The following is a 15,852-nucleotide window of genomic DNA, read 5'->3' as shown; positions in this document are numbered from 1 at the left end:
GCCTTCATTTTGGGCTACCATTGCGGCCCCGGTACGGCATTAGGCCGTAACCTTACATTATCATAATGACAAATTAACATAGTCTGAACATACGGCGCCTTATGATTGTTTTCTCCTCGTTACAAATTCGTCGCGGTGTGCGTGTCCTGCTGGATAACGCCACGGCCACCATTAACCCGGGCCAGAAAGTCGGTCTGGTGGGTAAAAACGGCTGCGGCAAATCAACGCTGCTGTCGCTGCTGAAAAACGAGATGAGCGCCGATGGCGGCAGCGTCACGTTTCCCGGCACCTGGCAACTGGCGTGGGTGAATCAGGAAACCCCGGCCCTGAACGAGGCGGCGATAGACTATGTGATAGACGGCGATCGTGAATATCGCAAACTGGAAGCCGAGCTGAACAGTGCCAACGAGCGCAACGACGGCCATGCCATCGCCACGGTACACGGCAAACTCGATGCCATTGACGCCTGGACTATTCGTTCCCGCGCTTCCAGCCTGTTGCACGGGCTGGGCTTTACCAACGAGCAACTCGATCGCCCGGTAAGCGACTTCTCCGGCGGTTGGCGCATGCGTCTGAACCTCGCGCAGGCGCTGATTTGCCGTTCAGATTTACTGCTGCTCGATGAACCGACGAACCACCTGGATCTGGACGCGGTGATCTGGCTGGAGAAGTGGTTGAAGAGCTATCAGGGCACGCTGATCCTGATCTCCCACGACCGCGATTTCCTCGATCCGGTGGTCGACAAAATTCTGCATATTGAACAGCAAAGCCTGTTCGAATATACCGGCAACTACAGTTCGTTCGAGCGCCAGCGTGCAACGCGTCTCGCCCAGCAGCAGGCCACTTACGAAAGCCAGCAGCTACGCGTGGCGCACCTGCAAAGCTTTATTGATCGCTTCAAAGCGAAAGCCAGCAAAGCCAAACAGGCGCAGAGCCGTATCAAAATGCTTGAACGCATGGAGCTGATTGCGCCAGCGCACGTCGATAATCCGTTCCATTTCAGCTTCCGCGCGCCGGAAAGCCTGCCGAACCCGTTATTGAAAATGGAAAAAGTGAGCGCGGGTTATGGCGATCGCACCATTCTGAATGCCATCAAACTGAACCTGGTACCCGGTTCGCGTATTGGCCTTCTGGGGCGCAACGGTGCAGGTAAATCGACGCTGATCAAAATGTTAGCCGGTGAACTGGTGCCGCAAAGCGGTGAAATCGGCCTGGCGAAAGGCATCAAACTGGGTTATTTCGCCCAGCATCAACTGGAATTTTTACGCGCGGATGAGTCGCCGCTGCAACACCTGGCGCGCCTGGCACCGCAGGAGCTGGAACAGAAGCTGCGCGATTATCTCGGCGGTTTCGGCTTTCAGGGCGACAAGATTACCGAAGTGACGGAACGCTTCTCCGGAGGCGAAAAAGCGCGGCTGGTGCTGGCGCTGATCGTCTGGCAGCGCCCGAACCTGCTACTGCTTGATGAACCGACCAACCACCTGGATCTTGATATGCGCCAGGCGCTGACCGAAGCGTTGATCGAGTTCGAAGGCGCGCTGGTCGTCGTCTCGCACGATCGTCACCTGTTACGCTCCACCACTGACGATCTCTACCTGGTACACGACGGCAAAGTGGAGCCGTTTGAAGGCGATCTGGAAGATTACCAGCAATGGCTGAGCGACGTGCAGAAGCAGGAAAGTCAGCCCGCGGAAGGTGCAAAAGATAACGGCAACAGCGCTCAGGCACGTAAAGATCAAAAACGCCGCGAAGCGGAACTGCGCACACAAACCCAGCCGCTGCGTAAAGAGATCGCCCGGCTGGAAAAAGAGATGGAAAAGCTGAATGCACAGTTGGCGCAAGCCGAAGAGAAGCTCGGCGATAGCGGGTTGTACGATCAAAGCCGTAAAGCCGAACTGACCACCTGCCTGCAACAACAGGCGACGGCGAAAGCCGGTCTGGAAGAGTGTGAAATGGCATGGCTTGAAGCGCACGAGCAGCTGGAAGCGATGCTGCAAGGGGAATAACTGGCGATAACAGCGGGCGAGAGAGTTATGAATCTGGATATCACCAACGACATTACGTTTCGCAAGCTGGGCATTTTCATGGCGTTTATGGAAAAGGGAAATATCGCCCGCGCGGCGGAAACCCTTAACCTGAGCGGCGTCAGTGTGCATCGCGCGCTGCACACGCTGGAAGAAAATGTGCGTTGCCCGCTATTCGTGCATAAAGGGCGCAATCTGATCCCCCTTCCTGCCGCCTGGACGCTTATGGAGTATTGCCAGGAAGTCATGCAGTTGATGGAGCGCGGGCTGGATGAAGCGCGGAAAACGGCGGGCGTCGGTCAGGGTCGTTTACGTGTCGGTACGCTTTACTCGCTGACGCTGGAAACCGTGCCGAGGCTTATTATGGGCATGAAGTTGCGCCGTCCGGACCTGGAAATGGATCTGACCATGGGGTCAAACGAGGCGCTGCTGCATATGCTGGAAGAGGGGACGCTCGATGCCATCCTCATCTCAATCTCCGGCAGCGAACTCGACCACAATAATTTCGAAATGCTGCCGCTGTTTCATGACGATATCTTTCTTGCTGCGCCAGCCAGCGCCACGCTGAAGAGCGACGACTTTGCCGATCTGCGCGATTATCGTACGCAAAAATTTGTCTCGCTGGCCGAAGGGTTCGCCACTTACGCCGGGTTTCAGGAAGCGTTTCATATTGCCGGGTTCGAGCCGGAAATCGTCACCCGTGTTAACGACATCTTTTCCATGCTCAGCCTGGTGCAGGCGGGCGTGGGTTTTTCCCTGATGCCGGGAAGAATGAAAAAAGTATACGAAAGCTCCTTGCAGTTACTGCGTCTCGCCGAGCCGTATCAGATGCAGCAGTTGATCGCTATTGTCTTCGCCCGCAACCGCGAGCACGATCCCAATTTACTGGCGCTGGCAGCCGAAGGGCGAATGTACGCCCGCAGTCTGGGAGATAGCGCCTGATCTTTGCCGGATAGCGCCTGCACCTTATCCGGCAAAGATCGGCGCTATCAGGCAATCAATCTTCCCTGTAAACCGTTCGCCAGCCTGCAGGCCCGACAAGCGGAGCGCAAACTTACCCCCGAAGCCGCTTAGCCAGATGCAGCGCAACATCCGCACCACTTCTTTCCAGCGAAATGCATTCACCGTTCCATGCCGCCTGGCGCGTCAGACAGGTCAGAATGCCGCCCGGCGGCATCTCAATCGCCAGCCTTGCGTCACGTTCATTCGCGGCAACCATCGCCTCCTGCCAGCGCACGGTGCGCGCCATATTACGTGCCAAATCGTCAGCAATTTTTTCCGGCTGCCACAGCACACGGCCAGTACTGCCGCTTAAATAAGCGCATTGCGGCCGGTTCAGCGCGATGTGAGTAAAGGCCTGCGCCAGTTTTTCCGCGGGCGCAGCCAGCAGTTCACAATGCGAAGGCACGCTGACCGCCAGACGCTGCGCTTTGTTCGCGCCTTTGGCCAGCGCACGCTGCGCGACCAGCGCCATCGCGTCATCACTACCGGCGATAACAATCTGCGTTTCCGCGTTCAGGTTGGCAATATACGCCCCGCTCCCTTCGAGCAGCGTTTCCACGACAGGCAGCGTCAGCCCCATAATCGCCGTCAGACCGTACCCGTGCGGCCAGGCCTGTTCCATTAAGTCGCCGCGCAACGCGACAAGCTGCAAGGCATCGTGGAAATCCAGCGCTCCAGCCACCACAGCGGCAGGAAATGCGCCAATCGATAATCCACAGGTGATATCCACTATCATGCCCCGGCGCTGTAATTCCCGCGCCCAGGCAACACCGGAAATCAGCAGTGCCAGTTGTACGGCACGCGTATGTTCTAATGCCTGCGGCGTATCAAGCGCATCCACTTCCGCGCCTAATATTTCACGCGCTTGCGCCAGTTCTGTGCCGGGCAGCCCCTGTAACATGCCGGGACGCTGCGTCCCCTGCCCCGGAAAGGTAAACAGAATTTTCATTACGCCTCCCTGTACCACGGATCGCTGACCAGCCGCGGCCCATGATTGGTTTTCAGCATTGCCCGCCCATCGCGTAACCACTCCGCCAGCGCAAAACCGCCATTCGGCGTCTCAATCTGGGTATCCGCCCGGCACAATCCACCGCTCAGTTGCTGTTGCCAGCGTAAAAGATCATCGGGAGAAAGCGGCTGCGGAGCGCGGATCAGCAGGTCAAGATCGCTGGTCGCATGGATAACCGGAATGCCTGTCGCCAGCGCGTAGCCGGTGCTGCCGGTCACGCCCCATATCCACGGCCAGTTCTGCTGCGCCAGTTGCAAAGCCAGTTGCACCGGCGGCTGAGAAATAAAGGGGGAACGAAGCAGCGCCAGCGGTGCGACAAGCTGCTCTGGTGAGACAATGCGGGTAATGCGCTCTGATCTCACCCACCCCGCAGCGCGCTGATCGCGTCGTAAACCGCGCACGCCAACGGGGATTCGATCGCCCTGAACAACATCACGCCGCACCACTACCGGTAAACCGGCGTGCCACACTTCATCGACCCAGGGTTCAGTTACCCCTTCCAGCGCATCGCGTGCGCCAGGCCAGAGAAGATCGTGCGGGCGTAATGTTGTGGTCATGATTACATTCCTGAAGTCAGCGAGATAAACAGCGGCAGCGACAGGATACACAGTACGGAACTTAACAGCAGTACCGCTTCCGCATCCGGCGACTGCACGCCAAAGCGGTTACCAAATACCACGCCGAAGAAACCAGCCGCCAGCGCAATCATCAGGATCGCGGTGATAGCGACAGAGCCATGCAGGCCCAGCACCAGCACAATCCCCCAGGCAATAGCAGGCTGGATCAGCAGCTTGGTGATCGTGGCAGAAATAACCATAGTGTTGATGGCGAGTTTACGCGCTGAGAGGATCACACCGGTCAGGAACAGCGCCGCAGCGGTCGCAGCCAGGCCAAGCGGTTTGATAGAAGCCAGCAGCAATTCCGGCATTTTGAGGCCAAACGCTGAAAGCACAACCCCCAGCAGCGGGCCCCAGACAATCGGTTTTTTCACCGAACGCCACATCAGCACCGGCAGCATTGCCAGCGTAGAGCCTGTGTTGCCGCCTTCTGCACGCGCTTTTTCACGTTCGAGGATCAGCAGGCAGAACGGCGTCATCAGTACCGAACCACAGGCAATAGAAACCGCGACGGAAAGAGACGTTGCAGACCCTTCGCCCAGAACGCTACCGAGGATCGGCAGACCCAGCGCCGCGTAGTTCGGCAGCGCCACTGTCAGGGTTAATACTGCAGCATCCTGCGGCGATTTTTTGAAGACAGAGACCGCCAGGAAGTAGATAGCCGCGTAGGTGATCCACATAGCGAGAACCAGCACCACAATCAGCGGCGACTGGGCGATGATACCGGCCCACGGCGTTTGCACGGTCGCGCTAAACAGCGCGGCGGGCAGGGCAAAGTCCATTACGAAGATATTCAGCAGGGAAACGTTCTTGTTGTCGACCATTTTGGCCTTCCCTGCCCAGAAACCCAACAGCATGATGACAAAAATGGGTGCGAGGGCATGAACAATTACATAAGTCATAGATCACCTATAAGCCTTTAAGAAAAAAGAGAAATAGCGCGATGGTTATTATTTTCAGATGCAGGATGCCGCGTGGGCGCGGCGTACGCGCCCACGGGTTTGCTATCTGGCAGGTTTCTTTTTTTACTTACCAGCTTGCTTTCATGCGTTCGCGCACAAGAGCGGAGCTGCGGCGGTTGTCAGCACCCAGACGGTTTTTCAACGTGGTGTCCTGACGAGCGTCTTTGATTGCCTGTTGCAGAGTGTTCTTCACCTGCGTCAGATCGCTTTCTGAAGGCGCATCCGGATTGCTGATGTTCAGCAGATCCGACAGCAGCCCCAGCGTGGCATAGTTGCTAATGTCGTAGGCCATCGGCGGAATGGTCGCCGCCAGTTTTTCCAGCGCTTCCACGGTACGCAGCGTAATACGCGCCGCCGAGTCTTTACCCATCGCGTGGATCAACACACCGGAATCGTTAAAGGCGATCAGGCGGTTGGCCTGGTAGCCGTGGGCCAGAAATGCCCCGGACATCGCTTTACCGACGATCAGACCAATCACCGGGTGGCCCGCCAGGCGCGCATTGGCATACGCCGCAGCCGCGCCAGCCAGCGCCTGGTGAATACCAAATGCCTCTTCACGACGGCCGTAAGCCTGGCTTGGCACGTCAATCACCGCAATGATCGGGCGTTTCACGCTGCTGTTCGCATCGGCAGCGACCGTTTCGCTGACCACTTTCGCCAGCGTCCAGCCTTCCAGCAAACCGACTTCGCCTTTCGCGGCGCGCGGATAGTGGTTGTTGGCGTCCGGTACCACAGCGATAAAACGCACCGCTTCACCGTTCACCTGACCATCAGCGGCCTGTACGGACGGGCACAGCCCGCTCAGACGTTGCGCATTCGGTGCCAGTTTTTCCAGCCATAAGGCACCACGGCTGACTGTCGTACTCATGCTTTACCCTCCCCGGCAAATAACGCGTTGATCTGTTCAGCATCCGCTTGTTTACGGGTGTCGAACCGGGTCAGACGTTGCAGATAATCGTCGTAGTTATCGGTGCGGTGTTTCGCCGGAACGCCTTTGGCAATGGCGTCATTCATCGCGTTTTTCACCGCGTTCACGCCGTCGCCGACCAGCGCATCCACCAGCCCGCTGCGATAACGCACTTCACCGCCGGTCATGCTCCAGATAAACGGACGGTCGCGGGAGTCGTACTCTTCAATCCCCGCTTCCTGCTCAATCACCTGCGGGCCGTTCAGACCGAGACGCGCTTCGCGGGTCACAATCAGATAACTGCACAGCGCGGCGGCGATAGACATCCCGCCAAAGCAGCCCACCGTGCCGGCAACAATACCGACAACCGGGGTATAACGACGCAGGTCAACGATCGCCGCATGAATATCGGCAATCGCCGCCAGCCCGAGGTTGGCTTCCTGCAAGCGCACGCCGCCGGTTTCAAGACACAGAACGGCCTGCGTCGGGATCCCTTTGCGGTTATCTTCTGCCGCCAGTTCCAGTGCCGCCGCCATTTTCGCGCCGGAGACTTCGCCCATACTGCCGCCCTGGAACGCGCCTTCAATCGCCACGACAACAGCCGGTTGACCATTGATGGTGCCTTTAGCGACTACCATGCCGTCATCCGCCTGCGGAACAATGCCCTGCGGCCCTAACCACGGGGAGATAATGCCCTCAAACGGATTCAACAATTCGCGGTAGCTGCCTTCATCCAGCAGCGCCTGCGCGCGCTGACGCGCTTTGAGTTCGATAAAACTGCGATCGTCACGCATAGCTCACCTCTTCGAATACCTGTTCGATACGGATGCGCGCCACACCGGGCGTCGCGCCGAAATCGTGAATCACAAGCTGGCCAGCGGGCAGCGTGCTGACCAGCCCCAGACGGGTGAACAGCGCTTCCCAACGTCCACGGCTGTTGTCCACGGAGGTGGTGATATCGATTGTCAGTGTCTGCCCCTGGTCGGCGGTGAATAACACCTCCATATCCCCGGAGCCCACAACGCCTGCCAGTGCTCTACCGCGCAATACGCGGCCGGCAGGCACAGTGATCGTGATATGTTCCATAACTTCCTCTTAATTCGCTAAATAAGGCGTGGTCAGGCGATCGAGAAACAGTGTGGCGGCCAGTAAATCCGCCGCGCCGCCGGGTGAAGCGTTCAGCGCCAGCATTTGCCTGTCGAGGTCAGCCAGCGCTTGCCAGCCGTGCGGATGGGCAACACCGCCTGCCTGCAACACATTCCGTGCGCCTTCACGCATCGTCTCCAGCCCTTCCAGACCGGCGCGCGATAAAACACAGGTGTCGCTGAGCGAGGTCATGATCGCCATCAACGCATCCAGCCGTGCGGCAGTTTCGCTGCCGCCGCGCTGGCGGCTTTGCTGCAACTGCGGCAGTGCCAGCTTCATGATGTGTGGAAACGCCTGCTGCGCTTCTTCGCGCGCGCCGGGCACCCGGTAACGATGGGTAGCACGCAGCCCTTTACTGAACACTTTCGGCGCGGCCTCGTCCGGCAGTTGCGCCAGCTTTGCGGCGGTGGCGGTAATCGCCTCAGCCGGGCCGCTGCCGCCGAGCATCGCCACAGCGCTGACCAGCAACCCCAGCGCCCAAATCGCGCCACGATGCGTATTCACACCGCCGGTTGCCGCCATCATCTGCTGCTCGCCTTCGCGGCCCAATCGCCCGATGGTTTGTCTGAGCGCCACATCTACCGGCCGTAACCAGCTCTGTTGCGCCAGCGCCTGAAACGTGGGGGTCAGGCTGTGCGCGGAACGCTCCATCAGTTCAAGCGTTAAATCGTGGTGCGCGCCGTTCCCCCGACTGTCCACCAGACCGGGCTTGGGGCTTAATCGTGCTTCGTCAATCAGACTCTGCGTGGCGGCTCGCGCCAGCCAATCGGCACCGCCTTCAGCTTCAATCCGTGGCAGAAGTTTCATTACCAGCTCCGGAATTTCGCAGGTGGGTTGTAAAGACCGCCGGACCATTCCACCAGATCCGCCACGCTGCTGGCTGCCAGCAACGAACGGGTGGCATCAGTACGACGAATGCCCATATCTTCCGGGTAAACCACTTTGCCACTCTGACGAAGTTGCGCCACGCGTTTGGCGTCAACACCCAGACCGATATCGGTGATACCGGCCACCGCCGCCACCATCGCGCGGCGCTCTTCGATGCTTTCCGCACGATAGAGGTAAGCAATCCCCTCTTCGGTGAGCACGTGAGTCACGTCATCGCCATAGATCATGACGGGTGCCAACGGCATGCCGGAGGTTTTCGCCACTTCAACAGCGTCGAGTTTTTCCACAAAGGTCGGTTTCGCCCCGGCCTGGAAGGTTTCAACCATCTGCACGACCAGTTTTTTACCGCGTTGCATCGGATCCGGTTCGGTGATCATATTCAGCCAGGCAGGTGTTGCATGGCGACGACCGTGCGGGTCATGCCCCATGTTTGGCGCGCCGCCGAAGCCAGAGAGACGACCACGAGTAACCGTGGAGGAGTTCGCCAGGCCATCAACCTGCAGCGTAGAGCCGATAAACATATCCACCGCGTACTGACCTGCTAACTGGCAGAACGCACGGTTGGAACGCATTGAACCATCAGAACCGGTGAAGAACACGTCCGGACGCGCGCGGATATACTCTTCCATCCCCAGCTCGCCGCCGAAGCAGTGCACGCTTTCCACCCAGCCGCTCTCAATCGCCGGGATCAGCGTCGGATGCGGGTTCAGCGTCCAGTGTTTACAGATTTTGCCTTTCAGGCCGAGCTGTTCGCCGTAAGTCGGCAGCAGCAGTTCAATCGCCGCCGTATTGAAACCGATACCGTGGTTCAGCGACTGCACCTGATGTTCTGCGTAGATGCCTTTAATCGCCATCATCGCCATCAGGATGTGTTCTTGTTTGATCAAACGCGGATCGCGGGTAAACAACGGTTCGATAAAGAACGGTTTGTCCGCTACCACTACGTAGTCGATCCACGAGCCAGGAATATCGACACGCGGCAGATCGCATTCGTCATCCACCAGTTCGTTAACCTGCGCAATGACAATACCGTCGCGGAACGCAGCGGCTTCCACCAGAGCCGGCGTATCTTCGGTGCTGGGGCCGGTGTAGAGGTTACCTTTACGGTCGGCTTTGTAACCGGCAATCAGTGCCACATTCGGGCACAGGTCAACATACAGGCGGGAGTAAAGTTCGATGTAAGTGTGGATGGCGCCGATTTCCAGCAGACCATCTTCCAGCAGCTGCGAAATGCGCAGGCTCTGCGTACCGGAGAAAGAGAAATCGAGTTTGCGCGCGATGCCTTTTTCGAAGATATCAAGATGTTCGCTACGGCCGACGCTCGGCATAATCATATGCAGATCATGCACTTTCTGCGGATTGACTTCAGCCAGCGAGCGGGAGAGAAAATCCGCCTGCTTTTGGTTGTTCCCTTCGAGAACGACACGGTCGCCGGGGGCGATCAGTTTTTCCAGCATGGCGACAAGGTCGCCGGTCGGCAGTACCTTGCCCTGCACGGGAATGGACGCCAGGCGACGCTGTTTCTCGCTGCGCCGCGTGTTCCATACCAGTGCTGGCGTTTGCCCAGATAACATTGTTAACCTCCTGATTCAGCTCATCATTTTGACTTGCTTAACACTGAACTCAGTGTGCGCTTTGCTGAGAAAGGCATCAATTAAGGAGGCGACGAAATCATTAGCCTGGGAGTAATAATCAACGAAACAATCTGTGATGTGGATCAGTTTCGCCAGATAAGAAAAGTATTATGGCGGTACGGAACGTACCGCCAACGAAAGATTAGCGCTGGCTGGCCAGACGCTGGCGAATCTGCTCGAAATGCTCCGTTTGATAGAGTTTGCCATCAAGGAAGCGCGTTTTCAGTTCACCGCCTTTTTCCTGCTCCCAACTCTGTTCATCATACAGTTGCAGTTCCCCCTGCGCATCGCGCTCCACGCGCAGTAGTCCCCGCGCCGAACGTTTCAGACCATTATCGGTTTTCGGCTCTTTAAAAATCATGCGTCCTTCGCCGTTTACCGCTCCCCAGGTCGCTTTCATCGCGAAACCGAAGGTGTCACGGGTGTTGTACTGATAAGTAAAGGAACCGACGCCAAACACCACGTTGGAGCTGGCAAAACCTTTGGCTTCCAGACGGCGCAGGATCTCATTCGCACGCGCCAGGGTGATGGAGTCCCCATAAATCAGGCCAACATGCGGATCCAGCACTTTGTAACCTTTCTCATTAATCGTGCCGCCAAAGATTTCCCACAGCACCTCTACCGAACCTTTCTCTTCCGGGCTGCGTTCCGGATGCATGTCATTATCTGCCCCCGTCCCGCAAAGGATCTCTACCGGATCGCCGCTGTCCGGGCGGAACACCACGCGTCCCTCACGGTGGAGAATGATCTGTTTCAATTCCCTGGTGTATTCCGTCAGTACACGCCAGTAATCCCAGGTATCCGATACGATAGAAACAAATCCCTGCGGATAAATATCGGCAATCAGACGACGGAACGTTTCGATTTCATGATCGTGTTCACCCATGCACATCACGCTGTGTTCTGTAGCGGGAATGCTGGCACCAATAAAGTATTCTTCACCGCCAGTGTAGTGATCGCGGACATACAGCAGCGACGGAATGCTGTCGGTACCTTTGAAACTCAGCAGGTGACCGGCCCCAGCCTGCGCCGTATCGTGGAGACCGGCCATGCCGCGAAAAGAGAAGTCGTGACACTGGAAATCCAGATGCGATAAATCGGTGCAGGTTTTCTCTGCCCACTGCTGACAAATTTTACGGTAGTGGTGGGCAATGGTGGCGTTGGTGGAGGCTTTCCATAATTCAGCGGAGAGCACAGTTTCCAGGTAGTTCACCAGCCAGAAAAACTCCTCACGGGTGTTGGTAATCGTCAAAACCGGGACTTTCATTGGCACTTTACTGCCTTCATCCAGCGACTTTATGTGCAGCGGCAGATACCCCAAACGATGCAGCGCGCGAATATGATCGACCGCCACGGCATCCCTGCCGAGATAATTATCCATCACCTGCTTATATTCATTGACGACGTCATCTTCCTGGCGGGTAAAAAAGTCGGCATTGAACAAATCAACCATAAACCACTTCAGAAAGCCTTGCAGGCCGAAAAACACCAGCTTGCCATCCGCAACGGGAGACTGGAAAAAGCGGTCGCTGCGCGGGGTAAAGTTGGAGTAAACCTGAGTTGTTCCCTGCGGGTATTGCACACGGTGCGAAACTTTATAACCGTCGATAGCCAGAATGGGATTGATTTTCATAATGTTGGCTCCCTTAAGCGCGGAAAATAGTGTTGATGTCGATCAGTTCAACTCGCGGGTCTGCAAGCTCAGGCGAGGTGAAGGAGGTGGTGGTGTAAATTGCGTCAATGCCATTATTCAGCAAGTGTTCGACCCCTTTGGAGAAGACGCCGTGCGTGACATACAGACTGACACTGCGAGCCCCGGCATCGCGCAGCACCTGCGCTGAGCCGATAAAGGTGCCGCCCGCATCGCAAAGGTCATCAACGATCAGCACATCCTTGCCCGCCACATCACCAGCCACCAACGCAAACCCCGTAAGATTTCCTGTTGCAACATCACGTTCTTTCGTCAGGATGGCGTAGCTTTGCGCGCCGCTGGCTTTTGCCACGTTGTGGATTTTCTTCAGCGCACCGGCGTCCGGCGCGACCAGCATCAGCTCGCCCTTGCCTATGGCGCGACGCAGCGTTTCGCTCTGCATTAGGCCACTTTCCTGCGCAATCACTACGCAGTTCTTGATGGCTGCCGCCGCAGCATCGCTGTGCGGGTCGAGGATATACACTTTGTCGAAATTCAGGGTATTGAGCTGGTCGGCAAAAACCTTCAGTGCGAAGCTGTCACCTGCCACCATATGGCGGTCCTGACGTGCCCACGGCAACCATGCCAGCTCCAGATGGCTCACTGCGATATCGGTAACATGGCGCACGGCATCCACCAGTTGTGCCAGTAACATAAAGTCGTTCATATCGCGCATGGCGGCGACACGTACCCGCATATGCAGGGCGAATGAGGGAAGTTTACCGGCCACTTTTAGCCATACAGCGCCATCGGGAAAGACGCCATGGCTAATCTCAACCTGCTCATTATCAATCACTAATTCGATTCTGCTCGCCATCATTCACCTCGCTTTAACTCATTAATGTCCCTTGGACACTTTTAATATTGTCTATGAGACACTATTAAGGCAAGCGTTTTTTCCAATTACCACGAAATAACAAGTTAACTCGCTGAAAATTAAGCTGATAAAAGTTAGCTTGCCGCTCCAGGGCAGGCTGATAAACTTGTGACGTGTAAAAAGGAGCGAGAGAGCCATGATCAGCGAAGCAGAGTACCTGGAAGCTTATGATGCCAGCCGTTTTCCCTCACCACTGGTGACGGTGGATAGTGTGCTGTTTACCGTGCATCAGCAGGTGCTTTGCGTGCTATTGGTAAAGCGTGCAAGCCAGCCGCAGCAAGGGCGCTGGGGATTGCCCGGTGGGTTTATCGACATGGCGCAGGATGATTCCACACGCACCACAGCGCTGCGCAAACTCACGGAAAAAACCGGCGTCTCTCCCTCCTGGCTGGAACAGCTCGATACCTTTTCCGGCCCACAGCGAGATCCACGCGGCTGGAGCCTGACTATCGCCTGGTACGCGCTGATTTCATGGGTTTCTTGTGCGCCGCATATTGCCAGTGTGAGTGATGCGAAATGGGTGCCCGTCAGCGAGCTGGATACCATTGAGCTGGCATTTGATCACCGCGATATTATTCAGGCGGCGCTGCACCGGCTGCGTCAGAAAACCATGTACTCGTTACTGCCGGTTTACTGCTTGCCGGAGACGTTTACCCAGGCGCAATTGCAGGAGGCGACCGAAATCATTCTTGGTCAGCCTATTCAGCGTAAAAGTTTGATCCGCCGCTTTGAAGCTTCTGGCATGTTTGAAGAGACGGGTCAGAGCGTGGCGACCGGCGCGCGTAAAGCGCGTTTGTGGCGACGCAAACCGGACGCCGACATTCATCTTTTTACACGGAATTTACTGGCGGATGGGTAACATACCTGCACCCACGCTATTGCGGGTGCAGGCGCGCTTTTATTTCACATAGCCGTCTGTTTTAAGAAGTTTGTCCAGCGTTCTGAGCTCTGAATCAAAATCGTCCGTGTCGTTTTCCAGTAGCGCCTGATGCTGCTGATGAAAAGCACTTCTTAAGCGGATCAACATATCCAGTTGATCTTCAGTCGTCTTTCGGCGCAACTCATCGTCTATCAACTGCTTTGAAAGGGACTGCCCCTGCGTGACGATCATTTCAACGCCCGGCAAGTAGCGCTCCAAAAATCTCCGTCCGGACACTTCATCCCGCTCGTCAGTCTTCATGCACACCACAATCTGCTGCGCCGAATGAATGATTTGAGCGAGCTCGACCAGTAGCGGCCCAGGCAAATCGCTGATTTGTTCCAGACGAGATATCCGCTGCACCAGCGCTTTATCCGAATCAGCCAGTTTTTCTTTCTCTCTTTCCGCTTCGGCAAACATTGCCAACCGGTCCTGTTGCCTGCGGGCGTTAACTTTCAGCGCCAGCTCGTACAGGAGGTATCCGGCAAATAGCAAGGCAAACAGCGTCAGGTAAACAGGATGTGCGGTGTATTCATAGATCGAGCCATACTTCAACGCGGCCGAGAACCATAAAAACAGATACCAGATGTGGATTTTACCCAGTTTGCTCCACCCGCTTCTGTAGATGTGCACCAACAGCGCCATTGTTCCTGCCCAAAATGGCAGCGCTACCGCATCGCCCACAAAAAGCCAGCAAAAGCCCGCCAGCATCCCGACACACAGCGCGATACGATCGAAGAACAACGTGCGGCAGAGCAAAATAAAACAAAACCAGTCCACCGCAGCGAAGCTCGTTTCTATCCCGACCGCTTCACTACCCAGCCCTGTATTAGCCTGCGTGGCGTACGGAGCAAAATAAGTGGCATACATCGCTCCAATGAAAAACATAAGTAGCTGGAGAGCGACCCGATTCAAACGCTTGCTGTAAATAGTATCCAGCCGCGTTCCTACTTTATCGAACATCGTCTTTCTCCCGCCTTACTGCTGACGCACCGCGCCGTTGGCAATAGACGCCAGGCGGCTACGCAGATCGTTTTCCATCGTGACCAACTCTTTTTCCACCTCGGCTCTGCGCTGGCGCGCGTCGGTAGCGATCTTCACGGAGTCTTCAATGGTGCTGAGCAACCGCGTCTGCACCTCACGCAGGGTTTCGATATCCACGACCGAACGCTCCACTTCGCGCGCTGTTTCCAGCGTTCCGGTTTGCAACATTTCTGCATTGCGGCGCAGTAAGTCGTTGGTCGTATCGGCAACGTCTTTTTGCAGTTTTGCCGCCTGACGCTGAGTCTGTAATGACATCGACAGCGCAATCTGGCTCTTCCAGACAGGAATAGTGGAAAGAATGCTGCTCTGGATCTTTTCCGCCAGGGACTGGCTGTTACTTTGCATCAGGCGGATTTGTGGCGCGGACTGCATCGCAATGGTGCGCGACAGCATCAAATCATGCAGACGACGCTCAAAGCGCTGAATGCCCTCCAGCAGATCCCGAAGGCGCTGTGCGTTCATCGGATCGGTTGCCGCCTGCGCCTGCAAAGCGGGTAGTTCGTTCTGTTTGATCTGCTCCAGCTTTTGCTTACCGGCAATGATATGCAACGTGATTTGCTGAAAAACGTCGCGGTTACGATCAAACAGGATCTCCAGGACCGAGATATTACGCAGCAGATCCACCATCGCTTCGTTCAGCTTTTCGGTGATGGTATCTACCTGCTTCGCCAGCGTCTGGTATTCCAGCATGGTGCGCTCGATCCGGTTAAACAGCGATCCCAACAGCGGTAGTGAAGCGAGGAAACCCGGTTTTTGCTCGAAGGCGCTGATATCCACCTGCTTGATTTTCATCAGCAGATCGGTCAGCTGTGCGCCAATCACGCCAGCGTCTTTCGCCCGGACTTCCTGCATCAGCGATTCAGAAAACTGCGAGATGCTGTTCATGGTTTTGGCGCCAAAGGCCAGCGAGAACACCGGATCGTTAATATTAATTTCTTCAACGATATTCTGGATTTGCGTTTGCTCGGCTGGGGTTAAATTTTCACTGCCGGGTAAGTCGTTAATTGCCTGATTGAGCTGCTGTGGCGCCGCAAGGTCAAGCGAGGTATTTTCCGTCATCCAATGAGTCCTCAATGAGTGAAAAGCGGACAGCAGTAATGGAATGAAATTGCTGATTTATTAAATCGTTATAA

Annotated in this window: 15 protein-coding genes; 3 read left to right on the top strand and 12 right to left on the bottom strand. The window is 56.2% G+C overall.

The window, feature by feature from the left end:
* The first annotated feature begins 101 nt into the window (after positions 1–101).
* Together Y71_RS01975 and Y71_RS01970 are read left to right on the top strand one after the other, a co-directional pair.
* Positions 102–2,006: an ABC transporter ATP-binding protein gene (locus Y71_RS01975; protein WP_007369791.1), complete on the top strand. Its 1,905-nt coding sequence runs from the start codon at positions 102–104 to the stop codon at positions 2,004–2,006.
* Positions 2,007–2,033: 27 nt separating this feature from the next.
* The gene (locus Y71_RS01970; RefSeq protein ID WP_007369790.1) at positions 2,034–2,966 is read left to right on the top strand and encodes a LysR family transcriptional regulator; all 933 of its coding nucleotides are present in this window, start codon (positions 2,034–2,036) and stop codon (positions 2,964–2,966) included.
* 112 nt (positions 2,967–3,078) lie between these two features.
* Here the strand turns inward: Y71_RS01970 and mdcH are convergent, their stop codons facing one another.
* The 10 genes from mdcH to prs all read right to left on the bottom strand — a co-directional run bounded on the left by mdcH (position 3,079) and on the right by prs (position 12,696).
* Positions 3,079–3,975, bottom strand: coding sequence for a malonate decarboxylase subunit epsilon (gene mdcH / locus Y71_RS01965; protein WP_007369788.1), 897 nt, complete (start codon positions 3,973–3,975; stop codon positions 3,079–3,081).
* Positions 3,975–4,592, bottom strand: a complete 618-nt coding sequence (locus Y71_RS01960; RefSeq protein WP_007369787.1) for a malonate decarboxylase holo-ACP synthase — start codon at positions 4,590–4,592, stop codon at positions 3,975–3,977. The genes mdcH and Y71_RS01960 overlap by 1 nt, the downstream gene beginning before the upstream one ends.
* Positions 4,593–4,594: 2 nt before the next feature.
* Positions 4,595–5,554, bottom strand: a complete 960-nt coding sequence (locus Y71_RS01955; RefSeq protein ID WP_035888975.1) for an AEC family transporter — start codon at positions 5,552–5,554, stop codon at positions 4,595–4,597.
* Positions 5,555–5,681: 127 nt separating this feature from the next.
* Positions 5,682–6,482, bottom strand: coding sequence for a biotin-independent malonate decarboxylase subunit gamma (gene mdcE / locus Y71_RS01950; protein ID WP_007369785.1), 801 nt, complete (start codon positions 6,480–6,482; stop codon positions 5,682–5,684).
* Positions 6,479–7,315 carry a biotin-independent malonate decarboxylase subunit beta gene (locus tag Y71_RS01945; protein WP_007369784.1) on the bottom strand — a complete coding sequence of 279 codons (837 nt, stop codon included), beginning with the start codon at positions 7,313–7,315 and terminating at the stop codon, positions 6,479–6,481. Before Y71_RS01945 ends, mdcE begins: the two co-directional genes overlap by 4 nt.
* Positions 7,308–7,607: a malonate decarboxylase acyl carrier protein gene (gene mdcC / locus Y71_RS01940; RefSeq protein ID WP_007369783.1), complete on the bottom strand. Its 300-nt coding sequence runs from the start codon at positions 7,605–7,607 to the stop codon at positions 7,308–7,310. The genes Y71_RS01945 and mdcC overlap by 8 nt, the downstream gene beginning before the upstream one ends.
* 9 nt (positions 7,608–7,616) lie before the next feature.
* Entirely contained in the window at positions 7,617–8,474 is an 858-nt protein-coding gene (locus Y71_RS01935) for a triphosphoribosyl-dephospho-CoA synthase (RefSeq protein WP_007369782.1), read from the bottom strand.
* Entirely contained in the window at positions 8,474–10,129 is a 1,656-nt protein-coding gene (gene mdcA, locus Y71_RS01930; RefSeq protein WP_007369781.1) for a malonate decarboxylase subunit alpha, read from the bottom strand. Before mdcA ends, Y71_RS01935 begins: the two co-directional genes overlap by 1 nt.
* Positions 10,130–10,331: 202 nt before the next feature.
* The gene (locus Y71_RS01920; RefSeq protein ID WP_007369780.1) at positions 10,332–11,822 is read right to left on the bottom strand and encodes a nicotinate phosphoribosyltransferase; all 1,491 of its coding nucleotides are present in this window, start codon (positions 11,820–11,822) and stop codon (positions 10,332–10,334) included.
* Positions 11,823–11,835: 13 nt separating this feature from the next.
* Positions 11,836–12,696: a ribose-phosphate diphosphokinase gene (gene prs / locus Y71_RS01915; RefSeq protein WP_007369779.1), complete on the bottom strand. Its 861-nt coding sequence runs from the start codon at positions 12,694–12,696 to the stop codon at positions 11,836–11,838.
* A 196-nt stretch (positions 12,697–12,892) separates the two neighbouring features.
* On the opposite strand from prs, the gene Y71_RS01910 reads away from it, so the two are divergent.
* Entirely contained in the window at positions 12,893–13,615 is a 723-nt protein-coding gene (locus Y71_RS01910) for an NUDIX hydrolase (RefSeq protein WP_007369778.1), read from the top strand.
* Positions 13,616–13,654: 39 nt separating this feature from the next.
* Here the strand turns inward: Y71_RS01910 and Y71_RS01905 are convergent, their stop codons facing one another.
* Positions 13,655–14,638 (bottom strand): 5-bromo-4-chloroindolyl phosphate hydrolysis family protein, encoded by a 984-nt coding sequence (locus Y71_RS01905; protein WP_007369777.1) that lies wholly within the window; start codon positions 14,636–14,638, stop codon positions 13,655–13,657.
* A 15-nt stretch (positions 14,639–14,653) separates the two neighbouring features.
* Positions 14,654–15,778 carry a toxic anion resistance protein gene (locus Y71_RS01900; RefSeq protein ID WP_007369776.1) on the bottom strand — a complete coding sequence of 375 codons (1,125 nt, stop codon included), beginning with the start codon at positions 15,776–15,778 and terminating at the stop codon, positions 14,654–14,656.
* Between the last annotated feature and the right edge of the window lie 74 nt (positions 15,779–15,852).

Source organism: Kosakonia radicincitans DSM 16656 (assembly GCF_000280495.2).
In the GTDB taxonomy this organism is placed as follows: Bacteria; Pseudomonadota; Gammaproteobacteria; order Enterobacterales; family Enterobacteriaceae; genus Kosakonia; species Kosakonia radicincitans.
The sequence above is the reverse complement of the archived record's forward strand: the minus strand, read 5'-3'. Positions and strand labels throughout refer to the sequence as shown.